Annotated in this window: 16 protein-coding genes and 1 pseudogene; 4 read left to right on the top strand and 13 right to left on the bottom strand. The window is 60.6% G+C overall.

The genetic code is table 11. From position 1 onward, the window contains the following. Positions 1 to 100 precede the first annotated feature (100 nt). The 10 genes and pseudogenes from PMI27_RS15820 to PMI27_RS15860 form a co-directional block, all read right to left on the bottom strand. Positions 101 to 1012 (bottom strand): metal ABC transporter substrate-binding protein, encoded by a 912-nt coding sequence (locus tag PMI27_RS15820; protein WP_008152759.1) that lies wholly within the window; start codon positions 1010 to 1012, stop codon positions 101 to 103. After that, a complete protein-coding gene (locus PMI27_RS15825) occupies positions 1013 to 1912 on the bottom strand; it encodes a metal ABC transporter permease (RefSeq protein ID WP_003226663.1) in 900 nt (299 codons plus the stop codon). Then, positions 1912 to 2670, bottom strand: a complete 759-nt coding sequence (locus tag PMI27_RS15830; protein ID WP_177327853.1) for a metal ABC transporter ATP-binding protein — start codon at positions 2668 to 2670, stop codon at positions 1912 to 1914. The genes PMI27_RS15825 and PMI27_RS15830 overlap by 1 nt, the downstream gene beginning before the upstream one ends. 116 nt (positions 2671 to 2786) lie before the next feature. Next, positions 2787 to 3713 (bottom strand): metal ABC transporter substrate-binding protein, encoded by a 927-nt coding sequence (locus tag PMI27_RS15835; RefSeq protein WP_008152763.1) that lies wholly within the window; start codon positions 3711 to 3713, stop codon positions 2787 to 2789. 35 nt (positions 3714 to 3748) lie between these two features. After that, positions 3749 to 4321, bottom strand: a complete 573-nt coding sequence (locus tag PMI27_RS15840; RefSeq protein ID WP_008152765.1) for a DUF6162 family protein — start codon at positions 4319 to 4321, stop codon at positions 3749 to 3751. Beyond that, the gene (locus tag PMI27_RS15845; RefSeq protein ID WP_008152767.1) at positions 4318 to 4647 is read right to left on the bottom strand and encodes a hypothetical protein; all 330 of its coding nucleotides are present in this window, start codon (positions 4645 to 4647) and stop codon (positions 4318 to 4320) included. Before PMI27_RS15845 ends, PMI27_RS15840 begins: the two co-directional genes overlap by 4 nt. Beyond that, positions 4644 to 5186, bottom strand: a complete 543-nt coding sequence (locus PMI27_RS15850) for a hypothetical protein (RefSeq protein ID WP_008152768.1) — start codon at positions 5184 to 5186, stop codon at positions 4644 to 4646. The genes PMI27_RS15845 and PMI27_RS15850 overlap by 4 nt, the downstream gene beginning before the upstream one ends. Further along, positions 5183 to 6382, bottom strand: coding sequence for a PepSY-associated TM helix domain-containing protein (locus PMI27_RS15855; RefSeq protein WP_008152770.1), 1200 nt, complete (start codon positions 6380 to 6382; stop codon positions 5183 to 5185). Before PMI27_RS15855 ends, PMI27_RS15850 begins: the two co-directional genes overlap by 4 nt. 316 nt (positions 6383 to 6698) lie before the next feature. Continuing rightward, positions 6699 to 6779, bottom strand: a pseudogene (locus PMI27_RS31380) (VOC family protein); the annotation flags it as partial. A gap of 145 nt (positions 6780 to 6924) precedes the next feature. Further along, complete coding sequence (locus PMI27_RS15860) at positions 6925 to 7383, bottom strand: VOC family protein (RefSeq protein ID WP_008156183.1); 459 nt, start codon at positions 7381 to 7383, stop codon at positions 6925 to 6927. Between the two features lie 266 nt (positions 7384 to 7649). Between PMI27_RS15860 and PMI27_RS15865 the strand changes: the two genes are divergently transcribed. The 3 genes from PMI27_RS15865 (at position 7650) to PMI27_RS15875 (ending at position 10378) form a co-directional block, all read left to right on the top strand. Beyond that, a complete protein-coding gene (locus PMI27_RS15865; RefSeq protein ID WP_008156185.1) occupies positions 7650 to 8864 on the top strand; it encodes an SfnB family sulfur acquisition oxidoreductase in 1215 nt (404 codons plus the stop codon). A gap of 2 nt (positions 8865 to 8866) precedes the next feature. Continuing rightward, the gene (locus PMI27_RS15870; RefSeq protein ID WP_008156187.1) at positions 8867 to 9532 is read left to right on the top strand and encodes a methionine ABC transporter permease; all 666 of its coding nucleotides are present in this window, start codon (positions 8867 to 8869) and stop codon (positions 9530 to 9532) included. Between the two features lie 75 nt (positions 9533 to 9607). Then, complete coding sequence (locus PMI27_RS15875; RefSeq protein WP_008156188.1) at positions 9608 to 10378, top strand: MetQ/NlpA family ABC transporter substrate-binding protein; 771 nt, start codon at positions 9608 to 9610, stop codon at positions 10376 to 10378. 140 nt (positions 10379 to 10518) lie between these two features. Here PMI27_RS15875 and soxR read toward each other — a convergent pair whose 3' ends face one another. After that, on the bottom strand, positions 10519 to 10986 hold the full coding sequence (soxR, locus tag PMI27_RS15880) for a redox-sensitive transcriptional activator SoxR (RefSeq protein ID WP_008156191.1): 468 nt from the start codon (positions 10984 to 10986) through the stop codon (positions 10519 to 10521). Positions 10987 to 11081: 95 nt separating this feature from the next. On the opposite strand from soxR, the gene PMI27_RS15885 reads away from it, so the two are divergent. After that, a complete protein-coding gene (locus tag PMI27_RS15885) occupies positions 11082 to 11447 on the top strand; it encodes an antibiotic biosynthesis monooxygenase (protein WP_008156193.1) in 366 nt (121 codons plus the stop codon). Here PMI27_RS15885 and PMI27_RS15890 read toward each other — a convergent pair. Then, entirely contained in the window at positions 11444 to 12547 is a 1104-nt protein-coding gene (locus PMI27_RS15890) for a sigma-54 interaction domain-containing protein (protein ID WP_008156195.1), read from the bottom strand. The two genes, PMI27_RS15885 and PMI27_RS15890, sit on opposite strands and share 4 nt — an antisense overlap. 23 nt (positions 12548 to 12570) lie before the next feature. Continuing rightward, complete coding sequence (locus tag PMI27_RS15895) at positions 12571 to 13758, bottom strand: acyl-CoA dehydrogenase family protein (RefSeq protein ID WP_008156197.1); 1188 nt, start codon at positions 13756 to 13758, stop codon at positions 12571 to 12573. Positions 13759 to 13893: the final 135 nt, after the last annotated feature.

The raw sequence follows: 13893 nt of genomic DNA, 5'->3' as shown, positions 1-13893 counted from the left end.
CATCAAAAGATCGCAGCCTCGTTTCACTCGACAGCTCCTACGATGACTCCACAAAACCTGTAGGAGCTGTCGAGTGAAACGAGGCTGCGATCTTTTGATCTTAGGCCGATGGCTTGCCGCTCAACCCCTTGATCAGCAAATCCACATTCCCTTCCAGCTCGGCCACCGGATCCGCCGCATCCACACTCAACACCACCAACCGACTCCCTGCCTCGGCAATCACCGCTTTCACCGCCTCCGACGGCTGTCGATGGTGCAACACCACCGCCACGTCATTGTCCTTCAGCGTCACACCCAATTGCTTGAGCGCTTCAGCTGTCCACTCGGCATCCGGCCGCGCATCCAGGCTGATCAGCTCGAGATTGAGGCCGCCGATCAGATAGCCAAAGTGATCGCTCAGGCTCATCACGCTGAGGTTGTCGGCACTGGCCAGCCGCGCTTCGCTGTCGGCGCTGAACTTGAGCAAACGCTGTTTGAGCGCCGCCAGGTTGGCCTCGATCTTCGGCTTGGCCTCGGGCGCCAGGCGCACCAGGTCCGCCGCCATGACGTCCGCCATCCGCCCCATGTTGTTGCTGGAAAACCACGGCTGACTGCTTAATCCATCGATCTTGTTGCCAGGCTGCACGGCGATGCCGGGCAAGGCGCCGTCCACCGGGCGGGCGGCGTCGACCTCGACGATGCGGATGTTGCTACGCCGGGAGATCGGGTAAAGCGGATCATCCGCCCACAGCGAACGCAGACCAATCACCGCATCGGCGTCGGTCGCCAGTTTGGCCAGCGCCGGAGCGCCACGACCTGTGAAGTACGCGGTCTGACGGCTGCCGGGCAGGTTCGCCGGCGCGGCACGTTCAAGGTTGACGTCGGTGCCTTTGAGCAAGACTTCACCCAGACCATAAGTGATCGGCAAGGACGCCAGCACGCGCAGCGGTTTGGCGCTGTCCGCTGCAAAGGTTGTGTTGACCAGCCCGCACAGGGCTACGGCCAGGGTCAGTTGACGCAAAGTAAAAGACATTTATCCGAGATTCCCTTTCAGACTGGGGACAACGCCACGCGCAATGGCGGCGAGAGCGAAGGCGATACCGGCCACCAGAATGATCGCGGCGCCGGACGGGATAGGCAGGTCGAAGACAATCGGCGCGAGAATCCCGCACAGCGTGCTGACCGTAGCGATCAGCACCGAACACCAGAAGAAGCCCTTCAGCGACTGACTCAGCAATCGTGCAGCTGCCGCCGGAATCACCAGCAGGGCACCAACCAGAATCGCGCCGATGACTTTCACCGCCGCCACGGTGATCAGGGTCACCAGAATCACAAACAGATAATCCAGGGTCTTCACTGCCACGCCACGGACCGCCGCCAGTTGCGGATTGAAACTGGCCAGCATGATGCGGTTGTACAGCGGCAAGGCCAGCGCCATGACCAGTGAACCTACGATGGCCAACACCAGCAGGTCATTGCCGTTTACGGTCAACACCGAACCGAACAACACGTTTTCGAGGATGTGCACGTTGATCTTGCCCGCCAGAATCAGCAGCAGACTGGCACCCAGCGCCAACGACACCGACAGAAACACACCGATCAAGGTATCCGGCGCCAGACCTGTGCGGTTACGCAGATAGTTCAGCAAGATGCCAAACAACAAGCAGTAGCCGAACAGGCTGCCGTAAGGCCCGGTGTACGGTTCGCCCAGCAGAATGCCGATGGCCACGCCGGTCAGCGCCGCGTGGCCCACCGCTTCGGAGAAAAACGCGAAGCGCTTGACCACCACCAACGTACCCAAACCGCCCAGCACCGGGCCGATCAGCAAGCCGGCGAGCAACGCGTTGACCACAAATCCATAGGCCAGCGCCTCGGGCAGATAACCCGACGAGGCCCAACCCTGGACCATCAAACGAAAGGCTTCATAACTCATCAGGCAGCGCTCCGAGGATGGGTCGAGAACAGGCTCAGCAGGCGTTCCGGGGTCAGCGCCTGTTTCGGAGTGGCATCGAACAACACCCGGCGATTGAGCCCGGTGACCCGATCCGCCAGACGACCCACGGCTTCCAGATCATGCTCGATCCACAGCACGGTGATGCCGCTCTGGCGCCAGTCGCCGAGCAGCCGTTCGAATACCTGAATGCCGGCCTCGTCGAGCGCCGACATCGGTTCATCCAACACCAACAATTGCGGCGCCGGAATCAACCCTTGAGCCAGCAACACACGCTGACGCTCACCGCCGGACAACGCCCCCATGCGCCGCTTGCGTTTGTCCTGCATGCCGACCCGTTCCAGGGCTTCGCCAATAGCGGCGGCGTAGTGCTTGCTCAAGCCGAGGAATGCCGGGCGCCGCTGGCACATCGCGGCCATGAAATCGTCGACGGTCATCGGCAAACCCCGATCGAACTCCAGGGCTTGGGGCACGTAACCGATGGTTCCCGGTGTGCCGGGCCATTGCAGACTCAAGCGCCCCTGATGCGGCATCTGCCCGAGCAAGGTCTTGATCAGCGAACTCTTGCCGCCACCGTTGGGGCCGACCAGCGCATGCACACTGCCGGGCTGAACCTGAAAAGTGACGTTGTCGAGGATCGTCGTGCGACCCAGCGTCAGGCTGACCTCCGCAAAATCCAGCGCCGGCCCCGAAACCTGTGGGAGTGAGCCTGCTCGCGATTGCGGTGGGGCAGTCAACATAGATGTCGATTGACACTCCCTCTTCGCGAGCAGGTCGAATCGTCGCACCGTCGCTCCCACAGGGGATTCGGGGTCGATCGGGCCGGGGTTTTGTGCGGTGATGGTTTCTTTAGCCGTCATTTACCAGACTCCTGAATCGCCCGAACCACCGTGTTGAGGTTGCCGGTCATTTCCTTTTCGTACTTGTCGGCGGTGTATTCGCCATAGGAAATGTGCGACAGCGGGTACAGCTTCACCCCGGATTCACGCTGGATGGTCTCGACGTAGGTGGACGGGAAATCCATCTCCGAGAAGATCACTTTCACGTCCAGTTCACGCAGTTGATCGATGGTCTTTTTCAACTGGCTCGGGCTTGGTTCGATACCGTGCGCCGGTTCGACCACGGCCGTCACTTCCAGGCCGAATTCGCGCAGCAAATAATCGTAAGCCGCGTGAACCGTGGCCACTCGCAGTTCGGCGTTCGGTGCCTGGGTCAGTTTCGCCAGGGCGTCGGCGCGCATCTGCCGCAGGCGTTTGCCGTAGGCGCGGGCGTTCTGGGTGTAGGTCTTGGCGTTGGCCGGGTCGAGCTTGCCCAGTTCCCGGGCGATGTTGTTGACCTGGGCAATCGAGGCGCTGATCGACAGGAAAGTGTGCGGGTTTACGACCTTGCCGGCGCCGCGAGCGGCAACGCCGGTGGCGGCCAACAGCGGCACGTTTTCGTTGGCTTCGATCACCGGGATGTTCGGGGTTTCGCTGGCGGCGATCATGCGGTCGGCGAAGTCGTCATGACCGACACCGTTGAGCACGACCACGTCCAGCCCGCTGATGCGCTTGATGTCTTCGGCGCGCGGCTCGTAGGCATGCGGGTTGAAACCGGCCGGAATCAGCGGCACCACCTCGGCCTTGTCACCGACGATGTTCGCCACGTAGCTGTAATAAGGGTGCAGGGTGATGCCGATGCGCAGGCGCTTGGCCTCGTCGGCACTGGCCAGCGGGGTCAGCAGGCAAGCCAGTAAGCCGACCAACATCAGGCGCAAGAAAGAACGTTGAGATGAAATAGGCATGGGAAAGCGATCTTCTCTCGGGTGAAGGCGAGGGTTCAGTGCCGGTGCTGGCGAGTCACGCCGGCATCGAATTGCGCGACGATCTGCTGCCAGCCAGCGCTTTCCAGCGCGGCGTCGGTGAGGTCTGTCGGGGCAGCGAGGGCGTTGCCACGGTTGAGCCAGACGTCCGGTGCATCGTCGTCAGCGGTCAAGCGCATCAGAAACGAACCCGCCACGGTGGGCGTCTGGCTCTGGCCGAAGTAAGCCTTGGCGTCGAGCAATTGCCAGGCATGAGCGCCGCGGCTGACGGAACTGGCATCCTGGGCGAACGGCGCAAAACCCTCATCGGCGAGGGTGGCGGGGGCGGGTAGCGCCTGTTGCTCCTGACGTAACAGATGAATTTCGTCGAGCGTCACCCGCAGGTCGGCGTAGATGCCTTGCTCGGACGCGCTCAAGTCACGGCGGGCATCCAGTTGATGGCTGCCAACGCTGCTGACTGCCTGGGACTCGCCGCGCCAGGCGACTACCGAACCGGCAACCGCGAGGATCATCAGGCACAACAACAGCACATAGAGGGTTTCGTGGCCGGCACCGGCCGGGCGGACGACTTGCGTGGTTGGCGTACTCATGGGGCTTCGATGTCCGCTTGGTCGATCTCGACGACGTGGCCGGGGCCGGCATCGAACAGCACGTAGAACTCGGCGCCGGGCTTCTTGAAAGTCAGGCTCGAATCGGCGCCGAGCTTGCCCGGCACCAGGATGGTTTCGTCGTAGCCGATCACGTCCAGGGTCACCCCCGGCGCGCCGCTGCCGTCGGAGAAACCGCCGGTACATTTGATCTGCTCGGCGTCGATGGCTTTGCATTCGCACATCGGGTTGTGGGCCAGGGCGCTGGCGCTGAAACCGGCGCAGAGCACCAGCAACGCGGCGCTCAAAGGACGTAAAGCGTTGATCATGGTTTGCCTCCTTGTTGGTTCAGCCAGGCGAGGGTGGCCGGGGATGCCTGGCTCAGGGGGACGGAGGCCTGATGCATGGCGCCATCCCAGCCTTCCATGGTGATCCACAGCTCGGCGTCGGCTTTGGTCTTCTCGGGGATCGGCAACATCGCGCCCATGCGGTACGGCGTGCCGAAGAAAATCACCCCGGCAGCGCGCAGGCTGCGCGGTTTGCCAATACGCAGGTACGTCGCCTTGACCTGATCGCGGCAGCTGTCGCACAGCGCCGCATTGAAGCTCTTCATGTAGCCGGCCGGACCATCAAGGGTCGGGGCTTCGTTGCGCAACTCGGCCAGGCGCAGGCTCCAGGGGCCTACCTGGACCTCGCCGATTTCCCGCTCACCCAGGCCGGTGTCACCGCGAAACAGCGCAGCGTCGGCGAAGTACTTGGGCATGAACCCCAGCGGCACCAGCAACAACAGAACGTTGATGTGGAAGCGCCATTTGTGCCAGAAACGGCTCAGTTTCGAGCCCGGTTTATCAGCGGCGAACAGGCTCATAGGCTGACCTCCGTGGTTTCATGGCGAGCGGCCGGAGCGACCTGACTGCGCGGGCGTTTATGGCTGCGCTTGAGGGCATTGGCCGTGGCCAGGGCCGTGCGTTTGGTCCAGATCAACAGGCCGCTGAGCACCATCATGCTCAGGATCAGGCCGAAGAAGAACCAGATCAGCTTGATCCAGATGCCGCCGAAATCCCCGGTGTGCAGCGGACGCATGGACTCGGTCACCAGTTCCAGGCCGGAACGGTCCGACAACAGGCGGGTGGCGGCGATGTCGCCGGTGTACGGGTTGATGTCGGCGGTCTGGAACATCAGCGGATACCAACTGCGCCCGCCCACCGAGAGGTAGCTATAGGCATTGGCGGGCAGGCTGACGAAGCTGTCGTCCAGGCCGGGAATACGTTCCTTGGCTTCGCGGATTGCCGTCTCCAGGCTAATCATTGGCGCTGGCGAACCGTCGGCAGTCAGCGGGACACTTTCACGCGGGACCACGGCCGCCACCGGCGCGGTGGAAATCGAAATCTGGTTATCGAACATGAACGCCTGAATCAGGAACCAGGTGCTGGTGATGGAAATCACCGCGATGAACCAGATCGACCAGATGCCGCTGAGGCGATGAAAGTCGCCCCAGAAAATCCGCGCGCCGTGCCGAATGCGCAACGTCGGTCGCAAGAATCCTTTCCAGAAGCGCTTGTAGACCACCAGCCCGGTGACCAACGACGCCAGCAGCGGCAAGCTCAGGAATGAGACCAGGTACCAGCCCCAGCTGTAACCGTTGGTGAACGGCACCAGCCACCAGCCATGCAGGGCGCGGGTAAACGCCTTGAAATTGAATTGTGGAGCAGTGCCCTGAATCACGCCGCTGTAGGGATTGACGTAAACCGTCACCGAGCGACCGTCGGGGTAGCTGACGTCCACGTCGAGGGCGAAGTGCGATTCATCGGGTCGGCTGATGGCCTCAACCAGAGTGTTGGGCTCAGCCTTCTTGATGGCGGCGATGATCTGGTCATAGCTGAGCAGCGGCGCATCGTCCGAGGGTTGGCTGGCGCGCATTTGCGGTTCGGCCAGCCAGACGATTTCCTGGCTGACCACCGCCAGAGTGCCGGTCACGCACACGATCAGTACGAAAAACCAGATCGGCAATGCCAGCCAGCTATGGACCAGAAACCAGAGTTTTGAACGGGATTTCTTCGACATGATTAAAGGTCTTGTTTCGATGAGATGGCCTCTGCTGTGGGCTTCCAGCGATGAGGTCCATGAAAGGCCGGGCCGTGGCTTTTGCCTACGCGGGCCGACTGCATCTAAATAAGACGGATGAGCATCGAAAATCCCGAAGGGGGATATGAAAGAAAATGTTTCGCGATATCGTTTGGCTGATTTCTGTAGGAGCAAAGCTTGCTCGCGATTGCTTTCTGTCATTCAACATTGATGTTGACTGGGCTACTGCTATCGCGAGCAAGCTTTGCTCCTACAGAGCCATGTGCGTTGTGCACTTGGCAGAAGGCGAGTGGGTTTAACCCTGTTTAAACATCTCCTGCGCTCGCTGCTCGATCTGCTCTTGAGTCAGATCTTCCTTGCGCGTGGCCAGAAACCACTTGGCTGATTTCTGTAGGAGCAAAGCTTGCTCGCGATTGCTTGCAGTCATTCAACATTGATGTTGACTGGACTACCGCTATCGCGAGCAAGCTTTGCTCCTACAGAGCCATGTGCGTTGTGCACTTGGCAGCAGGCGAGTGGGTTTAACCTTGTTTAAACATTTCCTGCGCTCGCTGCTCGATCTGTTGCTGAGTCAGATCTTCCTTGCGCGTGGCCAGAAACCACAGATGCCCATAGGGATCCTTCAAGGTTCCCGAGCGGTCGCCATAAAATTGATCCTTGACCTCGGACACCACTATGCCGCCAGCCGCAATCGCCTGTTTATAGGACTTGTCCACATCGTTCACATACAGATGCAGCCCTACGGACGGCGACTTGTCCGGATTGCTCAATGGACCCTGATCGCACGGCGTGCCCAGCATGATCGGGCAATCGCCAATACGCAGTTCGGCATGGCCGATGCCGCCATCGGGCATGGACAGGCGCATGACTTCGGTGGCACCAAAGGCTTTCTTGTAGAACTCGATGGCTTCCGCCGCTTTTTGAATGCCCAGATACGGGGTGATGCTGTGATAACCCTCTGGAATAGGTTTGACGCTCATGGCTGTTCTCCCTGTTTTTGTTGTCAGTCGAGAAAGATCCTGTGCCGTTTTCCGGCCGGATAACTATAGGTCAGCCTCTTTTCTGCAACCGAGTGTCCGACGAGCAGCACCACTGTTCAGCCATCAACAGCGCAGCAGCAGATTGCTCGGGTTGCTCATGAAAAAAGCCTCTGAGCTGCCCAGAACACCCCCGAAAACAGTGGCTCGGACGGTCAGGCACAGAAGCTGCAATGCCCTCTGGCAAACATTGGTGCCGAGAGCCTTGTATGCCTGAATCTGCCGTTTATCCGATCAACCCACCGGCCGCCCATCGGATCGCCAACGAAGCCGAAGCCTTGCGCGTCGCCGGACGCATTGCCGCGGTGTTACTGGAGCAAGACGCCGAACGCGACCGCACCCGCCAAGTGCCCGCCGAGATCGTCGATCTGTATTCCAACAGCGGTTTGTGGGGCATCAGCGTGCCGAAGGCGTTCGGCGGCGCGCAGGTGTCCTATGCGGTGCTGGCGCAGGTCATCGCGATCATCTCGGCGGCCGATCCGTCCCTGGGGCAAATCCCGCAAAACCACTATTGCCTGCTGGAAGACATTCGCCTGCAAGGCACGCCTGAACAGCAAACGCACTTCTTCGGACTGGCGCTGCAAGGTCACCGCTTTGCCAATGCCTTGTCGGAAACCGGCGGCAAGAACGTGCAGGATATTCAGGCGACCATTCGCCGTTTCGGCGACGGCCATGTGATCAATGGCCGCAAGGGTTATTGCACCGGTTCGCTCTACGCCCACTGGCTGGCGGTGCTGGCGCTGGATGAAGAGCAGAAGGGCCAGTTGGCCTTTGTCGAGCGCGGCACCCAAGGACTGGTGATCGTCGACGATTGGGACAGCATCGGTCAGCGCACCACCTCCAGCGGCACGGTGCTGGCTGAGGACTTGCACGTTTCGGCGTTCAATCTGTTCCCGACCTATCGCTCTTATGAAACACCCACCCTGGCGGGCCCGTTCGCGCAGTTGACCACCGCCGCCATTGACGCAGGCATCGCCCGCGCGGCCCTGCGTGACACCATCGCGTTCGTTCAGCAATTCGCTCGGCCGTGGATCGACGCGGGTGTGGAAAAAGCCAGTGAAGATCCGCTGACCATCATTCAGGTCGGCGGCCTGGAGATTCGTCTGGACGCGGCCGAAGCCTTGCTGGAACGCGCCGGTTGGGCGCTGGATGCCGCACGTTCGGCACCTGACGAAGACAACGTCGCGCTAGCCTCCTTGGCCGTCGCCAAAGCCAAAGTGCTGACCACCGAAATCGCCATCGAAGCCAGCAACAAACTCTTCGAACTCGGCGGCACTCGCTCGACCCTGAGGAAACACAACTTCGACCGCCACTGGCGCAACGCTCGGGTCCATACCCTGCATGACCCGGTGCGCTGGAAGTACCACGTGGTCGGCAATTGGCTGCTCAATGGCGTCAAACCACCGCGACACGACTGGTCGTGACCATGGCCGAGTGGTTGAAAAACATCTATTGGGCCGACATCGCCCAGGCCTGCCTCGACACCCTGAGCATGCTCGGTGCCGCCCTCGGTTTTACCGTGCTGCTGGGGTTGCCGCTGGGCGTGGTGCTGTTCCTCACCGGCAAGCGCCAATTGCATAAAGCGGTCGGTGTGTATCGGGTGCTTTCGGTGATCGTGAACATGCTGCGTTCGCTGCCGTTCATCATTTTGCTGATCGTGCTGATTCCCCTGACCACGTTGTTGGTCGGCACTTCACTGGGCGTGCCGGGGACTATCCCGCCGCTGGTGGTGGGTTGCACGCCGTTCTTCGCGCGGCTGGTGGAAACCGCGTTGCGCGAAGTCGATCGCGGGGTCGTCGAAGCGACCCAGGCCATGGGCGGCACCACTTGGCAGATCATCCGCCACACCTTGTTGCCCGAAGCGCGGGGAGGGTTGCTGGCTGCGGTCACGGTGACCGCCATTGTGCTGGTGGATTACACCGCAATGGCTGGGGTGATCGGTGGCGGCGGTCTTGGCGACCTGGCGATCCGCTACGGCTATCAGCGTTTTCAGACTGACGTGATGGTGGTCACCGTGGTGCTGTTGTTGATCCTGGTCCAGGCATTGCAAATGACCGGCGACCGACTGGTGGCGCGCTACAGCCGACGATAAAAACTCGATTCAACCATTAAAAATCGGCCCAACGTCCGCCCCACGACGGCCACTCAATCTGCCTAGGAGCACAGCATGAAAAAGACCCTGGCCATTCTGGCTGCCGTCCTGTCGTTCAACGCTCACGCCAACGAAAAACTCATCGTCGGCGCCACCCCGGTGCCGCACGCGGAGATCCTCGAATTCGTCAAACCGACCCTGGCCAAGGAAGGCGTGGACCTGGACATCAAGGTCTTCACCGACTTCATCCAGCCCAACCAGCAACTGGCGTTGAAGAACCTCGACGCCAACTATTACCAGTACCGGCCATTTCTCGATGACTTCAACAAAACCCGCCATACCGATCTGGTGCCGGTGGTCGGTGTGCACATCGAACCGTTTGGCGCTTACTCGACCAGGATCAAAAACATCGCCGAGCTGAAGGATGGCGCCACGGTGTCGATTCCCAATGACCCGGTGAACACTGGCCGTGCGCTGGTTCTGCTACACGAAGCCGGCCTGATCAAACTCAAGGACCCGAGCAACACCCTGGCCACTCAGCGCGACATCATCGAAAACCCCAAACACCTGAAAATCCGTGAACTGGAGGGAGCGCTGCTGGCGCGTTCGGTGAGCCAGGTGGACCTGGCGTTTGTTTTTGCCAACTACGCCCTGGAAGCGGGGATCGATACCAACAGCGCGTTGATCGTCGAGAAGGGCAAGAGTCTGTACGTCGAGTTTCTGGTCGCGCGGCCGGACAACATCAATGATCCGGGTTTGCAGAAACTGGCCAAGGCGTTGAATTCGGATGAGGTTCGGCAGTTCATTTTGACCCGCTACAAAGGGCAGATTGCACCGGGGTTCTAAAACCTCGTCGACTGGAGGGACGCCATCGCGGGCAAGTCGGACCGCCGCACCGCTTGCTCCTACAGGTTTTGTGTCGTTCGCAATAATCACAAACGACACAAAACCTGTAGGAGCAAGGCTTGCCCGCGATGGCCGCACTGCTATTTAGGATCAGCCCCCGATTCCAAGAGCTGCGGCCCCGGCCCGCGTTCCCCCAGCACATCGCCAAAGTTGCGCAACGGACACGCCTCCATCGACAAACACCCACAACCAATGCAGCCATTGAGCTTGTCCCGCAGCAAGGTCAGCTGATTGATCCGCTCATCCAGATCCCGACTCCACTGCGCCGACAACACCTTCCAGTCCGCCGCCGTCGGGGCGCGGTTATCCGGCAGGGACTTGAGGGCCTCGCCAATCTCCGCTAACGGAATGCCCAATCGCTGAGCCACTTTGATCAACGCCACCCGCCGCAACACTTCCCGTGGATAACGCCGCTGGTTGCCTTGGTTGCGATTACTTTTAATCAAACCCTTGGATTCGTAAAAGTGCAGTGCCGTGACCGCGACGCCGCTACGCGCAGCCACTTGGCCGACGGTGAGTTCCTTGTGCAGATTTTCCGAGGTGATCATTTAAAAAATGCCCCTTGACCTCAAGTTAACTCGAGGTTTTACCCTGCAGGCCTTCGGATCGCAAGATCCGGCTTACACGTCAGTGGGGACTTTTCATGCAAGCGTCAGAGAAAAATCGCAGTTTCACCCAATTGATCGAATTCGAGATCGAACCCCATCAACAACCCGCACTGGTGTCAGCACTGTCGAAGCAGACCGAGCGTCTCGCCCAGGGTTACAGCGGTTTTCTGAGTGCCAGCATCCAGGCCAGCGACGATGGCCGGCGGGTGCTCAACTACCTGCAATGGCAAACACGCGAGGCGGGAGAAGCCGCGTTTCAAAGCTTTGAAAGCGGCGAGCAGGATTTCTGGCAGCTGATTCGCGCCCATCAGGCGAAAGCCGTGACCTTCGGCTCGTTCCAGGTGCTGCACAGCCTGGAACGCAGCCACGACAACGCGCTTCACTGCAATCTGGTGGGTTAGATCGACAGCTGCATGACACGCTCGCCCTGAAGGTTTTCCGTGGGCCGGCGTTTGTTTACCGCCAGTTCGCCAATCTTGATCAGTCGCGTACGGGTTACGTTGCGGCTCAAGCCCTGCAGCGCAGCGGTGTGCACCTGGTTGTAATGGCTGAATCGATAGGCGGCTCGCAGCAACGCGTCTTCGACTTTCTCGTGCAGCGCCCCGGCCTGTTCTTCGAAGAGCTTTTGAAAGGCCCGATTGAGCAGGGCTTCGGGTGAATCGTCGACGCTGCTGTGGTTATCGTCCTGACGCTCGATGCGCATGTTCGACAGGCGCAGGTCGTCGCGTTCGATCACGCCGTTACGGCAGATCAGCAAGGTGTGGTGAATGACATTTTCCAGTTCGCGGATGTTGCCCGGCCAGCTGTAGCCGCGCAGTTTCAGTTCGGCCTCTTTGCTGATGGTGATGGTGCCGTAGCCAAGGCGCTGGCTGTAGGCTTCGACGAAGTGCCGGGTCAGCGGCAGGATGTCGCCGGGGCGGTCGCGCAGCGGGCTCAATTCCAGGCTGACCACGTCGAGGCGGTAGTACAAATCCTCACGGAAATGCCCGGCGTTGATGGCTTTCTCCAATTGCACGTTGGTCGCCGCCAGCACACGGACATTGATGGGAATGCTCTTGCGCGAACCCAGTCGCACCACTTCGCGCTCCTGCAATACCCGCAACAACTTGACCTGAATCGCCATCGGCAAATCGCCGATTTCGTCGAGGAACAAGGTGCCGCCGTCGGCCTCTTCGAACCAGCCGGCCTTGGCGCTCAACGCACCGGTGAAGGCACCTTTTTCATGGCCGAACAGCTCGGCCTCCACCAAAGATTCGGAGAACGCGCCGCAGTTCACCGCCACAAATGGCCGGTTGCGCCGGGCGCTGAGGTTGTGGATATGCCGCGCCACCAGCTCCTTGCCGGTGCCGGTTTCGCCGATGATCAGCACGCTGGCTTCACTCGGCGCGACTTGTTGAATGTGGGCGAGCAAGGCCTGGGATTTAGGGTCTTCGAATACCTGCGCCGTGGCGCGGATCGAGGTGGCCAGAGCGGGCGAGGGCGGTAAGGTCAGCAGTTGCATGGGCAGGCTCCATGAAGAGAAGGCTATGAATAGAAAGTCGGAATCGGTAGCGACTGGTTGAGCGCCCAGTCACCCAGTTCATGGAGTTTGTAATCCACCGGGTCGTGCAGGGTTTGCGTGCGCAGGTTGCGCCAATGGCGGTCCAGTCGCAGTGAGGCATGCGTTGAACGGGCGCCGGTCACTTCGAACAAGCGGCTACAGAGATCCAGACCGTTGCGGGTGGCGGCGACCTTGGCTGTGGCGATGGCGGTAGCGAGATGCCCACGTTCTTCGGCGCTGAGGTTCGGGCCTTTGGCCCAGGCCTTGTCGAGCAACCCGGCAGCGCGCTCCACCAACAGTCGAACACTTTCGAGGGCGACCCAGAATTCGCCGTAGTGGCCGAGTACATAAGGATCCTGACGCACATCCTGGGCACTGGATTTGTGCCACGGACGGGTTTCGGTGAGGGTGTATTGCCGCGCTTCTTCGAAGGCCCCTTCGGCGATGCCGAGAAACATGTGGGTGAAGGTCAGTTGGGCAATCAACGGCCGCAGGCAAGCGAATGGCGTACTCAGCGGACCCGGATCGAGGAGCAACTCCGACTCTTCGACCCGCACCCGTTCGAATGTCGCGCTGCCGCTGTCGGTCTGGCGCTGGCCCATGTTGTTCCAGTCGTTGTGCAGGGTGATGCCGCTGCGACCGCTGGGAATCGCGGCGATCAACAGCTTGCCGCCAGCGCTTTCGTCCACCGCCGAGGCAATCAACATTTCCGAATCGCTGGCGCCGGAGCAGAAACTTTTCTTGCCGGAAAACTCACGCCAGCCACCGAGATTTTTCACCACGGTGCGGGTGTCCAGCGGGTTCAGGGCGTTGCCCCAGAACCAGTTCTTGCGCGCGGTCTGTTCGAACCACGGCTGCCACTGCTCGGGCCGGGCGAACAGGCGCACGGTGGCGAGCATCAGGTGATGGAAGCCAAAGACATGGGCAATCGAACTGTCGACCTTGGCGAACTCGCGCACGATGGTCAGGGTGTCACTCCAGCTGGCGCCGAGGCCGCCGTACTGGGTGGGAATGCTTAAGGCGAGCAGACCGCTGTGGCGCAAAGCGTCGCGTTCGGCTTTGGGCGTACCGCCACGTTCATCGCGCTCGACAGCGGTCAGGGCAAACTCGGCCGCCAATCGGCGGGCGGTCTGCAGGGGGGATATCAGGGCGCTTTGCTGCTTGGCAGTCACTCGGGGTTCCTCATATGAATCGAACCGTTTCTTGTGTGGCGGGCTTTTGTGGCGAGGGGGCTTGCCCCCGTTGGGACGCGTAGCGGCCCTGAAATCGTCGCAAGCGGGTTTTCATGAAGACCGCATTCAACGGTT

The organism is Pseudomonas sp. GM41(2012) (assembly GCF_000282315.2).
Taxonomy (GTDB): Bacteria; Pseudomonadota; Gammaproteobacteria; order Pseudomonadales; family Pseudomonadaceae; genus Aquipseudomonas.
The sequence above is the reverse complement of the archived record's forward strand: the minus strand, read 5'-3'. Positions and strand labels throughout refer to the sequence as shown.